Genomic DNA, 14,355 nt, shown 5'->3' with positions numbered 1-14,355 from the left:
GTGATTTCCGGAGACAGGGCAAGAGTTTACCGCTGGCGCAGTGCGGCTTTGTCGAGGCCGCTGGGCGCACCCGGCAAGAGCGCGCTGCGCAGTACGTGGGTCAGGGTGCCAATGCTGTCGGCGATACGGTCGCTGGTATCGGCCAGGGCCGATAGCACGCTGCTCTCGACCCCCTCCTGTGCATGTGCGGCCAGCGCTTCGGCCAGGCGACGTTCGTCGGTACGCAGCGTCGCCGGCGCTGGTGGGGTGCCCTCGTGCAGGCTGTCGGCCAGTTGGGTCAAGGCGCTGTGGGCCTGTTGGTGGAAGTGCTGCAACTCCGGTAGTGCCGGTTGCGCTGGTGCTTCCCGCAGTACGGCTTCCAACATCAGTGAGGCGCGGATCAGACGGTTGCCGTTGGCCAGTACCGATTCGGCCAGGGTGAGTTCGCGTAGGTTGCGCTTGCGCCGCGGTTCGCCACGCAGCCGCTCGATCGAGGCCTGCACGTTGGTGCGTGCGGTGCGTGCGGCGGCGCGGGTTTCCGGCAGGGCCTGCGGCTGTCCTTCCAGCACTGCGAGCAGATGGTCACGATAGGTCAGCAGCAATTGCGCCAGCGTGGCGCGCAGATGTTGGCGTTCCCAGGTCGGCCATAGTGCGTAGGCGACCAGTGCCAGGCCGCTGCCGAGCAGGGTGGCCTGGATGCGCTCGCCGATGGCCTGGCCTGGGGCCATCCCCTCGAAGGACAGCAGCAGCACCAGCATGCCGGTCAGCGATGCCACGCCGAGGCCGTAGTTGACTTGGGTCAGCAAACGGAAGCCCAGGCAAAAGAGGGTGAGTAACAGCAGGCGCACCACCGTCCCGTCCATCACGGCGTGGGTCAGGACGGTGGCCAGCAGCAGCCCGACGAGGGTGCCTGCCACGCGTAGTGCGCCGAAGCGCAGGGTGCCACCGAAATCCGGCTTGAGCACGATCGCGGTGGTCATCGGGATCCAGTAGCCGTGCGGGATCGCCTGCCAGCGCGCGAACAGCACCGCCAGCGCCAGACACACTCCACAGCGCAACGCATGCCGGAACGCGACCGAGGACATGCGCAGGTTGGCGCGCAAGGTTTGCAGTGGCGCCCTTGGTCGCAGTGCGGCCGGTAGGCGTGCCTCGGCCAGTTCGGCCTGGATCTCGCCGCGGCTGCTGGCCCAGTGGCCGTTGCGGACCAGCGCGCGTAACTGCCCGCCGAGTCCTTGTACGCGGGCCACCGCGATACGTAGCAGGCGGCGCTCGCGGGTGTCTTCGGTTTGCGCCTGCACCTGTGCCAGTGTTGCGACAAGATCGTCGAAGCCGGTCATCGAGTCGGCTGCGGCTTTGGGATCGGCGGCGTTATCCATGGCATAGGCCAGTTGGTCCAGTACGACCGCGCTGCGTTCGAGCACGCGCTCGATCGGTACTCGTGCCGGGGAGGTCGTCTCCAGACGCCCGTGCAGGTCGGACAGGGTCAGTAGCTCTTGCCGCGTGCGTTCGCAGAGTTCGGCGATGATGCGTAACGACTGTACTGCCAGTCCGCGCGAACGGTGCTCTCCGTGCAGCATCACCATTGCTTCGAGCACGGCTTCGGTTGCCGGTGCCACGGTGCTCGCATTGGGCCGTTGACGCGCAATGCCGGCTATTTGCCGCATCAGGTCCGCCAGGGCGAAGCGCTCGGGGCGGTACCGTTGCAGTGGCCATGCCGCGAGCGCCATCAGCATCTGCACCACGCCACCGGCGAAGATCAGTGCGGCCACGCCCAGGCTTTGCATCGCAGGCAGATGTACGTCGGCGCTGACCACCAGCAGGATCATGCTGGTCAGCCCGGCCCTGGCCGCGACCGGACCCAGCGCGACCAACAGGCCACCGCCCAGGCCCAGCACCAGGGCGGCCAGCGCGAGCGTCAGGGTCTGCGTACCGATCAGCATGCCCAGCAGGGCAGCCACGCCTGCCGCCAGCGCGGCCATCAGCATGCGCTGCATGCGGGCCCGGTATGGACCTGGCAAGTCGGAGAACATGGTATTGAGCGCACCGGTGGCCACTGCCAGGCCGATTGCGGCATGCCCGCTGGCCACGCCCAGTGCCAGCGGTGCCACCACCGCGACGGTATTGCGCAACGCGACCCGCATCGGGACGTCGCGCGGCTTCAGTGCGATCAGGCTACGTAGCATCGTTGCCCGAGCGCTTGGCGCAGAAGATTCACGGCGCGGCAGCAGGCGCCGGTAGCGGGTGCACGTGCCCGCAGCGTGCGCAGGTGCGCAGGGTCTCGGAGGCGTAGAACCGTGCGAATACCGGTGGGAAATCGGTCTCGATGTTCTGCAGCGGGAAGTATTCTTCGTACAGCAAGTGGTTGCACTGCTGGCAGAACCATAGCAGCCCATCTTTCTCGTGCGGCAGGCGCCGACGTTCGATCACCAGGCCCACCGAGTCGGGTCGCCGCTGCGGCGAATGCGGCACTTTCGGTGGCAACAGGAAGGTTTCGCCGGCGCGGATCGGGATCTCGCGTACCGTGCCGTTTTCCTGGATCTTCAGCACCATCTCGCCTTCGAGCTGGTAGAACCACTCCGGACCTTCGTCGTAGTGAAAGTCCGTGCGCACATTGGGCCCGCCCACCACCATCACGATGAAGTCCTCGGCATGGATGCACTTGTTGCCGACCGGTGGCTTGAGCAGATGCCGGTGTTCGTCGATCCATGCGTGTAGGTTCAGCGGGGCAGGCAGCATGCGGGGACTCCTGGGTAGCGAGGTTCGGCGAGCGGTTCAGCGCTCTTGATGGTCTTGGCTGATACGCGCTAGCGCGGCGGTGTAGCGCGGTTCCAGGTCTTCGATGCGGTCCAGCTCCATGCCCAGGTCGTTGACGCGGCCGTCGCGCAGGCTGTAAACCCAGCCGTGCACGGTCAACTCTTGTCCACGTGACCAAGCATCGCGCACGATCGAGGTGCGGCTGACGTTGACCACTTGCTCGACGACATTGAGTTCGCACAGGCGTGCGTGCTGCAGGCCGAGGTCGCCGGCTTGTTGCAGGCAGTGCTCGTGTTTTTCGGCCACATCGGTGACGTGGCGGATCCAGTTATCGACCAAACCCAGGCGTGCCTGGGTCAGGGCGGCATGCACACCGCCGCAGCCGTAATGGCCGACGACCAGAATGTGTCGTACTTTCAATACATCGACCGCGAATTGGATGACCGACAGACAATTGAGATCGGTATGCACGACCACGTTGGCGATATTGCGGTGGACGAATACATCGCCCGGGGCCATGTCGATGATCTGATTCGCTGGCACACGCGAGTCGGAGCAGCCGATCCATAGGTATTGCGGTGTCTGTTGCTTGGACAGGCGGCTGAAGAACTCGGGATCTTCACGGTTGATGCGCTCGGACCAGTTACGGTTGTTTTGCAGTAGCTGGTCGATTTTGCTCATGGCTGGGCATTATCCCAGAACCTCGTCGCGAATGTGCTGGGGCGTCGGGGTTTGCATATTTTCATAGACACCTCGGCGTATGGAGCGCCGTTGCTCGCCTCCGCCGCAGCGCGGCCTCAGCCTCAGCGCACCACCGGATCGGATATTTGCCGATCCCCTGGCGCGTGACCGCTCGCCAGACTTCCTCCACGCCCTGTCATGGTGCACTCCAGGAGGACAAGCGTGATCTGTACATGCGTTACAAGCGGGGACGCCGCGATTACTGCCAGCGTCTGGTCGCGGCGAGACTGCTACTTGGCAAGTTTCTCAAGGGTTGGTTGGCTAGGGTGGATGCGTTTGCCGATCTGAGTTGAGTGTCGGCAGTGTGCCTGCCGATCGCAACATCTGCGCGCATCCCTGTGCCGCGAGTGTTGCCGATCCGTTGCCTCGGCTTACACGCTGTTGACCTCGCGCGAGCGCGAGATCGTGCCATTGCTGTCCGAGGGGTTATCGACCAAGGACATCGCGGCGCGGCTGCATATCAGCGTCAAGACGATCGGTACCCACCGCGAGCACATCATGTTCAAGCTGGGCATGCAGAGCATCGCGCAATGGACCCGCTATGCCATCGGCGAGACATTGTCGCCGCTGGACGGCGGCCATGCCGGCGCTCGCCACGCGCAGACCACCCAGTATATGGACCGGCCAGCCACTGCGGTTGAGCGATGTGATGCTCAGTCAGGCGGCAACCGTTGACGCATCAGCGCCGCCACCGCCTGCGCACTTGGATCGGCCTGCGCCTGTAACGCGTCATGTACGGCCCGCTGGTTGGCGATGGGATGGTTCTGATTGAGCTTGAGTTTCAACTCCACGCGTTCGACCTCGAAACGGAAGCCGACGATCCCGCCCAACATCCGTCTTTGCACGTCGTTGTCGTGCTCATAGCGCCAGTCGCTCCCCAGTGCATGCTCGTGGCGTTCGCTCAGCCGCGCGACGACATCGGCCAGCAATCCTTCGTCATCGCTGATTTGCAGGTGACCATGCAAGTGTGCGGTGGCGTAGTTCCATGTCGGTACTCGTGTCATCGCCTGCTTGTCCGGATACCAGCTCGGCGAGATATAGGCATGCGGACCGTGCACGATCATCAGGGCCGGTCCGCGATGCCGCGACTGCGGATTGGCGCGTGCCCAATGGCCTTCGATCAGCAGATGCGCGCCATCGCGGTGGTACAGCACCGGCAAGGGGGTGACACAGGGCAGGCCGTCGGCGACGGTCACCAGGGTGACAAAGGGATCGTGTGCGATCAGCCAGTCGAGCGCACGCAGATCGGTTTCGGCGAACGCGGGTGGGATGTGCATCGTTGGCGTTTAGGCCCGCGCGCCCAGGCTCTGGGTCATGCGCCCGCGCAGGCTGGCATCGTCCTTGGCTTGCGGTGGCGATATCTCTTCCAGGGAGAAACCGCGCGCTCGGGCGTCGTCCTCGTCCAGGCCGTCGAATGCGACGAACTCGGCGTCGAACAGCGCGGCGCGCGCGCTGTCTTCGCTGTCGTAGCTGAGGGTGTTGCCGTCGCTGTCCAGCACTTCGGCGGTGCCGGCAGCGCGCACGCGCAGGCGCGCCCACACCAGCAGGCGGCCTAGGCTGGCCAGGTACCACTGATCGTGGGTGGAGTCGTTTGAGGTCATTGGGTCACCATGGAGAGCAGCCAGAGCAGGGCGGCCATGCCCAGGCCGAAAAAGATGGTCAGCAGCGACAGCCAGGCCGGTGTCGCCAGCCCGGAGAGCGCGCGGTCGCCGAGCGGGCGATAGCGCCGGGTCAGTAGCCAGCCCAGCGCAATCGGTTTGAGAAAGGCGCCTTGTCCGAACGTCTCAACCAGTGGCCGGTGGCGGTCGCGGATGTGCACCAGGGTCAACGGCCAAAAGATCAGGAACGCGCTGGCCCCGGCGATCGCCACGCCGACGAAACACAGCGCGAAGAACAGGATCATGGCGCGTCCTCTCCCAATGGCCTCAGAATTCGGCGCTACCCGGCGCGCGCGGGTAGGCAATGGCGTCGCGGATGTTGCTCAGGCCGCACACGTAGACCACCAGACGCTCGAAACCCAGGCCGAAGCCGGCATGCGGCACCGTGCCGTAGCGGCGGAAGTCGCGATACCAGCCGTAGTGCTGTGGGTCCAGGCCGAATTGCAGCATGCGCGTATCCAGCACATCCAGGCGCTCTTCGCGCTGGCTGCCGCCGATGATCTCGCCGATGCCCGGGGCCAGCACGTCCATCGCCGCCACGGTCTTGCCGTCGTCGTTCAGGCGCATGTAGAAAGCTTTGATGTGCTCGGGATAGTTGGTCACCACCACCGGGCGGCCGACGTGTTGCTCGGTCAGCCAGCGCTCGTGCTCGGTCTGCAGATCCAGGCCCCATTCCACCGGGAACTCGAACGTCTGCCCGGACCGTTGCAGCAGGCTGATCGCATCGGTGTATTCGATACGCTCGAACGGCGAATTGACGAACGTCTCCAGCTTGCTGATGGCGGTTTTGTCCACGCGTTCGGCAAGGAACGCCAGGTCGTCGCCACGCTCCTCCAACACCGCGCGGAACAGGAATTTGAGGAAATCTTCGGCGACCCGCGCGTCTTCGGCCAGATCGGCGAAGGCGATCTCCGGCTCGATCATCCAGAATTCGGCTAGATGGCGGGTGGTGTGGCTGTTCTCGGCGCGAAAGGTCGGGCCGAAGGTGTAGACCTTGCTCAGCGCCAGACAGTAGGCCTCGACATTGAGCTGGCCGGAGACGGTCAGGAAGGTTTCCTTGCCGAAGAAGTCGCGACCGAAATCGACCTGCCCCTTGCTGTCGCGTGGCAGGTTGGCCATGTCCAGCGTGGAGACGCGGAACATCTGTCCGGCGCCCTCGGCGTCGGAGGTGGTGATGATCGGCGTGCTGATCCATTGGTAGCCGTTCTGGTGGAAATAGCGGTGTACCGCTTGCGCCAGACAGTTGCGGATCCGGGTCACCGCGCCGAACAGATTGGTGCGCGGGCGCAGGTGCGCCACATCGCGCAGGAATTCCAGCGAATGCACTTTGGGTTGGATCGGGTAGGTCTCCGGATCTTCGACCCAGCCCAATACTTCGATGCTCGCGGCCTGGATCTCGAAGCTTTGGCCCTGGCCTTGCGAGGCGACCAGATGCCCGCGCGCGATCACCGCGCAGCCGGCGGTCAGGCGCTTGACTTCCGACTCGTAGTTGGGCAATTCGGCCGGAGCCACCACCTGGATCGGCGCGAAGCAGGAACCGTCGCTGACATTGACGAAGGACAACCCCGCCTTGGAATCGCGCCGGGTACGGACCCAGCCGCGGACGGTCACTTCGCCGCCGACCGGGATCTTCCCCGCCAGCGCATGTTCAACGCTCACCACCGTCATGACTTGAATCCTCGCCGCAGCGGCTCGATATGGAATGAACAAGTGTACTGGCTGGAGCGTTGCGCTTGCGAGGCGTCGCGGGCATCGGCCGTATAATGTTCTATCGCAGTCGTTGGAGTCGTTCGCCATGGCCATCCGCCTTACCCCCGCCGCGTTTGCCCGTGTGCAGCGTTTCCTTGCTCAGACTCCCGGTGCGCTGGGGCTACGTTTCGGGGTGGTGCGCACCGGCTGTTCCGGTTGGGGGCACGTCACCGATCTGGCGCGCGAGGCGCACGCGGACGATGCCGTGTTCGAGCAGGACGGAGTGCGCATTTATGTCGATGCCGCCAGTCTGCGCTTGGTCGATGGCACCGAAATCGACTTCGCCAAGCAGGGCCTGGGCGAGACCTTCGTATTCCGTAATCCCAATGCCACAGCCGAGTGTGGCTGCGGCGAGAGCTTCACCACCGACGCGGCGCACGCGGCGTCCTGAGCGTGATGCGCCGCCGCTGGCGGGCATGACGGTTCGTCTCTCACCAAGCGTAGTGGGTGAAGATCAGCTCTGGCGACAGACGCGCGAAGCCGATTTCGCACACTTGGGCCGCCACGAATTGCGCGCAGAGTGTTTCGGTCAGGCGCAGATGCAGGCGTTGCCGTGCCAGGTCGATGTCGCACAGGCGTGCCGCGCTGAAGTCGAAGTAGCGTCCAACCGCGCCGTAGGCGGCTTTGAACAAGCTCTCCTTGGCCGAAAATAGTGCGGTCAGCAGCAGGTCGTGCGACCACTGCGCGTCGGCCGCCTTTGCCAGACGCGCCGCTTCGTCGGCATCGATGGCGATGCTCAGCAACGCCGCGCGTGCGCTAGGTGCGATCATGCGTTCCAAGTCGATGCCGACGCCTTGGCGCGTGTTGGCGGCCACGGCGATGGCGGCCGCGTAGTCGTCGCAGTGGGAAATGCTGCCCAGGCTGCCGGCAGGCCAGCAGGGTGCGCGCGTCGCCCCGATTGCAATGTCTGCCTGCGCTTGTGCAGGTCCCAGCACCTCTTGCAGCGCCAATCGCGCGGCCAGACGGCCGAACAGAAACTCGGCCTGACGCTTGCGCACGCTGCGGGCAATGCTGTCCGGGCAGGCGATCGTCATTGCCGCGAAAGCCCCTGGATCGAACTGCGCGGCATCGAACCCCAACAGGTACAGCGCCGTGCCGTCCTCAAGCAGATGGCGGTGGGCACTGCGCGTGGCTGCAAGCAGTTCCGGCGCTAACGACAGCCGCAATGGCTGACCCACGCTCAAGCAGGCGGCGCTGTGCGACTGCGCGTTCATCGGTTGAGACGGCAGGAGTTCCGGCGCCTGCCGCAGCGGCAAGACATGATTGAGTGCCGCGTTGCGCTGAGGGCCATGGAGGCGAATGTTGGCGGTAACATTGCGCTAGTGTCGCAGAATCGCCACTGCTCGCCGTCGGGCCTGGAGTCGATGCGCTGGGAGTGATGCAAGAGGACAGAGGAAGCGGGGTAGGGCGGGCGTCGCGGGCGCCTGACCTTGTCATTAGTGAAGGAGGCTGCCATAATTTCTGGCTTCCTGCGTCGATTGAGGCGGGAACCCTTGCTCCACCGCCACCTGCGGGGGGCTGACCGGCCCTCGGGCCACATCCGAAAGGTACAACCACATGAGTCGTCATTACGAAATCGTGTTCCTGGTTCATCCGGACCAGAGCGAGCAAGTCCCCGCCATGATCGAGCGCTACAAGTCGCTGGTCGAGAATGGCGGCGGCACCATTCACCGTCTGGAAGACTGGGGCCGTCGGCAGTTGGCCTACCCGATCCAGAACCTGGTGAAGGCGCACTACGTCATGCTCAACATCGAAGTGGATCAGACCGTGTTGAGCGAGCTGCTCGAAAGCTTCCGCTTCAACGACGCCGTGCTGCGCCACCTGGCGATCAAGCGCGATGCTGCCGACACCGAGCAGTCGCTGATCATGAAGAGCAAGGACGAGAAGGGCGACAAGCCCGACCGTGGTGAGCGTCGTCGTCGCGACGACGACGATGGCGATGCATCCGCCACCGCCAACGAAGCCGACGGCGACGCCGTCGAAGCCGCCTAAGGAGCACGCTCATGTCCAAGTTCTTCCGTCGTCGCAAGTTCTGCAAATTCACCGCCGAGGGCGTCAAAGAGATCGACTACAAGGATCTCAACACCCTGCGCCAGTACCTCACCGAGAACGGCAAGATCGTGCCGAGCCGCGTGACCGGCACCAAGTCCAAGTACCAGCGTCAGCTGGCCACGGCGGTCAAGCGTGCGCGTTTCCTGGCGCTGATCCCGTACACGGACAACCACGACGTTTGATCCGAGTCGTTCGCAAGCGCACGCATTTGCGTGTGCGGCGAGCGAAACAACAGCCGGGTGTCGGTCGGGGACATGGCCGATTCCGCGCAATCCAATCCCGTCCTATTCGGACAGCACGCGTTGCGGTGGCCACATGCCACCGCTAACGAATAACGGAGCAATCCCATGCAATTGATTCTTCTGCAGAAAGTCACCAACCTGGGCGGCCTCGGCGACAAAGTCGACGTCAAGCCGGGTTACGGCCGCAACTACCTGGTGCCGCAGGGCAAGGCGGTGCCGGCCACCGCCGCCAACATCGCCGAATTCGAAGCCAAGCGCGCCGAATACGAAGCCAAGGCCAAGGCCATCCACGACGACGCCAACGCCCGCGCTGCCAAGCTGGAAGGTGCCAGCGTGACAGTCAAGGCCAACGCCTCCACCGAAGGCAAGCTGTACGGCTCGGTCGGCCCGCGCGATATCGCCGAGGCCTTCACCGCAGCGGGTATGCCGCTGGAGAAGGGCGAAGTGGTGCTGGGCGAAGGCGCGTTCCGCAATATCGGCGAATACGAGGTGCTGGTGCGCCTGCACGCCGATGTGGAAACCACAGTCAAGGTCGTGGTCGAAGCGGAAGCTTGATCGGCGTACCTGGTTTCACCGACACGGGCACCGCAAGGTGCCCGTGTCGTTTCTGGATCCGCATGTGCGGTGGTGCCCAAGGCTGGCTCAGGTTGGGGCCTTTCCGATGCCGCTGGCCCCACCGTGCGCAGGGGCCGCTATACTCAGTGGCCCGCGTCTGTCTCCAGCCCGTCGATGCAAGCGCATCAATCGGTTGGACGTAGGACTTTACCTAGATTTTCATTAGCGGCAGCGCGTGTCGGGATGCCGGCAGCACTTGCCATGGATTCCCCGCCTCATGCGCCTGTCGACCATCAAGCTGTCCGGCTTCAAGTCCTTCGTCGATCCGACCACGCTGCACCTGCCGACCAATATGACCGGCATCGTCGGTCCGAACGGCTGCGGCAAGTCGAACATCATCGACGCGGTGCGCTGGGTGATGGGCGAAAGCTCGGCCAGCCGCCTGCGCGGCGATTCGTTGACCGACGTGATTTTTTCCGGTTCCTCGGCGCGCAAGCCGGTGTCGCAGGCCACGGTCGAGTTGATCTTCGACAATTCCGATCACACCATCGCTGGCGAGTACGCCGCGTTCAACGAGATCTCGGTCAAGCGCCAGGTCAGCCGCGATGGCAGCAGCAGCTACTCGCTCAACGGCACCAAGTGTCGTCGCCGCGACATCACCGATCTGTTCTTGGGCACCGGCCTGGGGCCGCGCAGCTACTCGATCATCGAACAGGGCATGATCAGCCAGATCATCGAGGCGCGCCCGGAAGATCTGCGCGTGTACCTGGAAGAAGCCGCTGGCATCTCCAAATACAAGGAGCGGCGCAAGGAAACCGAGACTCGCATCCGTCATACCCGCGAGAACCTTGAACGCCTGGGCGACTTGCGCGAAGAGATCGGCAAGCAACTCGAACATCTCAAACGTCAGGCGCGTCAGGCCGAGCAATATCAGGCGTTGCAGGAAGAGCGGCGGATCAAGGATGCGCAATGGAAAGCACTGGGGTACCGCGGTCTGGACGGACGCCTGCAGGGGCTGCGCGAGGCGTTGGACCAGGAGGAAACCCGGCTGCAGCAACTGATCGCCGAGCAACGCGATGCCGAAGCGCGTATCGAGACCGGGCGCGTGCGTCGCGAAGAAGCCGCCGAGGCGCTCAGCACCGCGCAAGCCGAGGTCTACAAGGTCGGCAGCACCTTGGCCCGGATCGAACAGCAGATTCAGCACCAGCGTGATCTCTCGCAACGCTTGCACAAGGCGCGCGACGAGGCGCAACTGGCGCTGGCCGAACTCGGTCAGCACATCGGCAGCGATGAGGCCAAGCTAGCGTTGCTACGCGAATCGGTGGATGTTGCTGGCCCCCAGCTTGAACAACTGCAGGAAGACAACACCTACAAGCAGGACGCTCTACGCGATGCCGAAGCGCGCCTGGCCGACTGGCAGCTGCGCTGGGAATCGCATCAACGGCATACCGCCGAGGCTTCGCGTGCCGGCGAGGTGGAGCGCACCCGTGTCGATTATCTGGACCGGCAGTCGCTGGAGGCCGAGCGCCGCCGCGAAGCGCTATCGACCGAACGCGCCGGGTTGGACCTGGATGCGCTGGCGGAGGCTTTCGAGCAACTGCAATTACAGCACGAGACCCAACGTGCCGCGCTGGATGGTCTGAATGAGCAGGTCGAGGCGCGCAAGCAGGCGGTGGCGGCATTGCAAGAGCAGCAGCGTGGCGCGCAGACGGAACTGGCCGACGTGCGCAAGCAGGCGCAGGCTGCGCGCGGTCGCTTGTCGTCGCTGGAAACCTTGCAGCAGGCCGCCTTGGGCCAGGAACAGGGCGCTGCAGTGGCGTGGCTGCAGGCGCGCGGGCTGGATTCGGCGGCGCGTGTGGGCGAGCGACTCAGCGTGGAAAGCGGCTGGGAGAACGCGGTCGAAGGCGCGCTCGGGCAGTTGATCGAAGGCGTGTTGGTGGAAGCGCCGGAGAGTTTGGTCGATGCGTTGAGCGAACTCGGCGAGGGTCGCATCGCCCTGGTCAGCGATGACGCGAGCGCCGCACAATTCGCGCCGACCTCGTTGGCGTGCAAGGTGCAGGGGCCGCTGGCGATCCGCCGACTGCTGGCGCGCCTGCACGCGGCGGAGGATCTGGTCGCCGCGCGCGCGCTCTTGCCGCAACTGAGCGAGGGCGATGCGATCATCACCCGCGATGGCGCGCGTCTCGGACATGGCTGGCTGCGTGTGTCGCGCTCCGGCGCCGCCAAGCAGGGCGCGCTGCTGCGCGAACGCGAGATCCAGACCTTGCGCGGGCAGATCGACGCGTTGCAGGATCGCGAAGCCGAATTGGAACGGCGTCTGGCGGATTTACGCGACCAGTTGCTGGCTGGCGAGCAGCAGCGTGAGGACGCGCAGCGCCAGTTGTACCTGGCCCATCGCAGCGTTTCCGAGCTGGCAGGGCAATTGCAGAGCCAGCAAGGCAAGGTCGATGCTGCGCGTACCCGCATCGAGCGGATCGAGATCGAAATCGCACAGTTGTTGGAAACCCTGGACGGCAGCCGTGCGCAGGCGCGTGAGGCGCGTTCCAAGCTAGAGGACGCGGTGACCAGCATGGGCGACCTGGAGTCGCTCCGGCAGGCGCTGGAAAGCGAGCGTCGCCAACTCACTGAAGCGCGGGATCTGGCCCGTGACGCCGCTCGCCGGGTGCGCGAGGCTTCGCACGCACTGGCGCTGACGTTGGAATCGCAGCGTACCCAGATTGCCTCGCTCAGCCAGGCGCTGGAGCGCATGGGCAACCAGCGTGGACAATTGGATACGCGCCTGGGCGAACTCAGCGCACAACTCAATGAAGGCGACTCGCCGGTGCAGGCGCTGCAAGCCGAACACCAGGCCGCGCTGAGCGAGCGCGTGCGCACCGACCGCGTGCTGGGCGAGGCGCGCGCGCAGTTGGATGGAATCGACAACGAATTGCGTGGGTTGGAGCAGACCCGCCAGCAGCGCGACGAACACGCCTTGGCGCAGCGCGAGCGTATCGCCCAGCGCCGACTCGATCAGCAGGCGCTGGTGCTCAATGCCGAGCAACTGTCCGAAGCGGTGGTCAAGGCCGGCTTCGTGCTGGAAGACGTCATCAATGGCTTGCCCGAACATGCCGATCCCAGCGAATGGGAGCAGGCGGTGCAGCAGATCGATGCGCGCATGCGCCGGTTGGAACCGGTCAACCTGGCAGCGATCAGCGAATACGGCGAGGCCGCGCAGCGCGCGGAGTACCTGGAAGCGCAGGATGTGGACCTGAACACGGCGTTGGAAACGCTGGAAGAAGCGATCCGCAAGATCGACCGCGAGACCCGTGGCCGCTTCAAGGATACTTTTGATCGCGTCAATTCCGGTGTGCAGGCGCTGTATCCGCGCCTGTTCGGCGGCGGCCATGCCTATCTGGAACTGACTGGCGAAGACCTGCTCGACACTGGCGTGGCCATCATGGCGCGGCCGCCGGGCAAGCGGGTGTCCAGCATCTCGCTGTTGTCCGGTGGCGAGAAGGCGATGACCGCCGTGGCGCTGGTGTTCGCGATTTTCCAGCTCAATCCTGCGCCGTTCTGCCTGCTCGACGAGGTCGACGCGCCACTGGACGAGGCCAACGTCGGCCGTCTGGCGGCGATGGTCAAGGAAATGAGCGAAAAAGTGCAGTTCCTGTTCGTCAGCCACAACAAGGCGACGATGGAAGCGGCGCACCAGCTCAGCGGTGTCACCATGCGCGAACCGGGCGTCAGCCGCCTGGTCAGCGTGGACTTGGAAGAGGCCGCGCGTTTGGCGGGCGCTGCCTAACGTGACATGCTAAAGCGACTTTACCTTTCTGTGCACCCTTGCCGGAGTACCCCCTGAATGTCCGACATGGCAATGCTACGCATCGGCATCCTCGCTGTTGGTTTGCTGTTGATTGCGGCGATCTTTGTGTTCGGTCGTCCGAAGAAACCGAGCCAGGGCCGGCGCGTGGAAGCGAACGACCCTGCCAGCCCGCGCCGCGAGCCCTCCCTCGGTGACACCGCGCTGTCCGATGCCGATCTGGATGGTCAGGCGCGCCAATCCGAATTGGGCCTGCCGGCGGTCGAATCACTGGGGACCGAACTCGGCAAACGGCCGAGCCAGGATTTCGACAAGATCGTCTCGCTGTATGTCGCCGCGCGTGCCGGCCAGATGTTGCGCGGCGAGGACATCGTGGTCGCCGCCGAGAAGACCGGGCTGGTGTTCGGGCACATGGACGTGTTCCACCGTCTGGTCGAAGGCCATCCAGAGCGTGGTCCCATCTTCAGTATGGCGAGCATCATGAAGCCGGGCAGTTTCGATATGGCCAACATCCGCGAGATGCAGACCCCGGCGATTGCCTTCTTCCTCACCTTGCCGGCACCGCTGACCGCGCTCGATGCCTGGGAGAAGATGCTGCCGACCGTGCAGCGCATGGGCGAACTACTCGACGGTGTGGTCCTGGACGATAGCCGCAATGCGCTTGGTCGCCAGCGGATTGCCCACATTCGCGACGATCTGCGTGCCTACGATCGCCAACACCAAGCGCCGCCGCTGACCAAGACCCCGCGCTGGTAGGCGCTGGGTAACGGCGAGCTTCTGAGGCTGCGCCAGACGCGCGTGGCACGGTCGTGTTTGCTGGCACCAC

General features: G+C 64.7%; 14 protein-coding genes and 2 pseudogenes. 8 read left to right on the top strand and 8 right to left on the bottom strand.

Features of this window, described 5'->3' with window-relative positions:
* Window positions 1-26: 26 nt before the first annotated feature.
* Genes XALGPE39_RS07695 through can form a run of 3 tightly spaced genes read right to left on the bottom strand, consistent with a single transcriptional unit; the run spans window position 27 to window position 3,414 of the window.
* Window positions 27-2,162: an FUSC family protein gene (locus tag XALGPE39_RS07695; protein ID WP_045727673.1), complete on the bottom strand. Its 2,136-nt coding sequence runs from the start codon at window positions 2,160-2,162 to the stop codon at window positions 27-29.
* A 28-nt stretch (window positions 2,163-2,190) separates the two neighbouring features.
* The gene (locus XALGPE39_RS07690; protein ID WP_045727672.1) at window positions 2,191-2,715 is read right to left on the bottom strand and encodes a 3-hydroxyanthranilate 3,4-dioxygenase; all 525 of its coding nucleotides are present in this window, start codon (window positions 2,713-2,715) and stop codon (window positions 2,191-2,193) included.
* A gap of 36 nt (window positions 2,716-2,751) precedes the next feature.
* Complete coding sequence (can, locus tag XALGPE39_RS07685; RefSeq protein WP_045727671.1) at window positions 2,752-3,414, bottom strand: carbonate dehydratase; 663 nt, start codon at window positions 3,412-3,414, stop codon at window positions 2,752-2,754.
* A gap of 215 nt (window positions 3,415-3,629) precedes the next feature.
* Here can and XALGPE39_RS15205 point away from each other — a divergent pair.
* A pseudogene (locus XALGPE39_RS15205) lies at window positions 3,630-3,767 on the top strand (N-acetylmuramidase); the annotation flags it as partial.
* 73 nt (window positions 3,768-3,840) lie between these two features.
* Window positions 3,841-4,149 (top strand): annotated as a pseudogene (locus XALGPE39_RS07680) (helix-turn-helix transcriptional regulator); the annotation flags it as partial.
* Here the strand turns inward: XALGPE39_RS07680 and XALGPE39_RS07675 are convergent.
* The 4 genes from XALGPE39_RS07675 to asnS are packed head-to-tail and all read right to left on the bottom strand — an operon-like array spanning window position 4,128 to window position 6,800.
* On the bottom strand, window positions 4,128-4,751 hold the full coding sequence (locus XALGPE39_RS07675) for an FMN-binding negative transcriptional regulator (protein WP_045727670.1): 624 nt from the start codon (window positions 4,749-4,751) through the stop codon (window positions 4,128-4,130). The pseudogene XALGPE39_RS07680 and the gene XALGPE39_RS07675 overlap by 22 nt on opposite strands.
* 9 nt (window positions 4,752-4,760) lie before the next feature.
* Window positions 4,761-5,075 (bottom strand): hypothetical protein, encoded by a 315-nt coding sequence (locus tag XALGPE39_RS07670; protein WP_045727669.1) that lies wholly within the window; start codon window positions 5,073-5,075, stop codon window positions 4,761-4,763.
* The gene (locus XALGPE39_RS07665; RefSeq protein ID WP_045727668.1) at window positions 5,072-5,377 is read right to left on the bottom strand and encodes a hypothetical protein; all 306 of its coding nucleotides are present in this window, start codon (window positions 5,375-5,377) and stop codon (window positions 5,072-5,074) included. The genes XALGPE39_RS07670 and XALGPE39_RS07665 overlap by 4 nt, the downstream gene beginning before the upstream one ends.
* A 22-nt stretch (window positions 5,378-5,399) precedes the next feature.
* The gene (gene asnS, locus XALGPE39_RS07660; RefSeq protein ID WP_045727667.1) at window positions 5,400-6,800 is read right to left on the bottom strand and encodes an asparagine--tRNA ligase; all 1,401 of its coding nucleotides are present in this window, start codon (window positions 6,798-6,800) and stop codon (window positions 5,400-5,402) included.
* Window positions 6,801-6,927: 127 nt separating this feature from the next.
* Here asnS and XALGPE39_RS07655 point away from each other — a divergent pair, with 127 nt between their 5' ends.
* Window positions 6,928-7,272: an iron-sulfur cluster assembly accessory protein gene (locus XALGPE39_RS07655; RefSeq protein ID WP_045729056.1), complete on the top strand. Its 345-nt coding sequence runs from the start codon at window positions 6,928-6,930 to the stop codon at window positions 7,270-7,272.
* Window positions 7,273-7,312: 40 nt separating this feature from the next.
* Here XALGPE39_RS07655 and XALGPE39_RS07650 read toward each other — a convergent pair whose 3' ends face one another.
* Window positions 7,313-8,095: a 4'-phosphopantetheinyl transferase superfamily protein gene (locus tag XALGPE39_RS07650; protein WP_052690036.1), complete on the bottom strand. Its 783-nt coding sequence runs from the start codon at window positions 8,093-8,095 to the stop codon at window positions 7,313-7,315.
* 343 nt (window positions 8,096-8,438) lie between these two features.
* Here XALGPE39_RS07650 and rpsF point away from each other — a divergent pair, with 343 nt between their 5' ends.
* The 5 genes from rpsF (at window position 8,439) to zipA (ending at window position 14,285) form a co-directional block, all read left to right on the top strand.
* Window positions 8,439-8,873: a 30S ribosomal protein S6 gene (rpsF, locus tag XALGPE39_RS07645; RefSeq protein ID WP_045727666.1), complete on the top strand. Its 435-nt coding sequence runs from the start codon at window positions 8,439-8,441 to the stop codon at window positions 8,871-8,873.
* 11 nt (window positions 8,874-8,884) lie between these two features.
* Window positions 8,885-9,115, top strand: coding sequence for a 30S ribosomal protein S18 (gene rpsR, locus XALGPE39_RS07640; protein WP_002804494.1), 231 nt, complete (start codon window positions 8,885-8,887; stop codon window positions 9,113-9,115).
* A 165-nt stretch (window positions 9,116-9,280) separates the two neighbouring features.
* On the top strand, window positions 9,281-9,730 hold the full coding sequence (gene rplI / locus XALGPE39_RS07635) for a 50S ribosomal protein L9 (RefSeq protein ID WP_045727665.1): 450 nt from the start codon (window positions 9,281-9,283) through the stop codon (window positions 9,728-9,730).
* A 277-nt stretch (window positions 9,731-10,007) separates the two neighbouring features.
* On the top strand, window positions 10,008-13,511 hold the full coding sequence (smc, locus tag XALGPE39_RS07630) for a chromosome segregation protein SMC (protein ID WP_045727664.1): 3,504 nt from the start codon (window positions 10,008-10,010) through the stop codon (window positions 13,509-13,511).
* A 57-nt stretch (window positions 13,512-13,568) separates the two neighbouring features.
* Window positions 13,569-14,285, top strand: coding sequence for a cell division protein ZipA (gene zipA / locus XALGPE39_RS07625; protein ID WP_045727663.1), 717 nt, complete (start codon window positions 13,569-13,571; stop codon window positions 14,283-14,285).
* Window positions 14,286-14,355 lie beyond the last annotated feature (70 nt).

It is taken from the genome of Xanthomonas sp. GPE 39, assembly GCF_000963005.1.
Lineage (GTDB): Bacteria > Pseudomonadota > Gammaproteobacteria > Xanthomonadales > Xanthomonadaceae > Xanthomonas_A.
The sequence above is the reverse complement of the archived record's forward strand: the minus strand, read 5'-3'. Positions and strand labels throughout refer to the sequence as shown.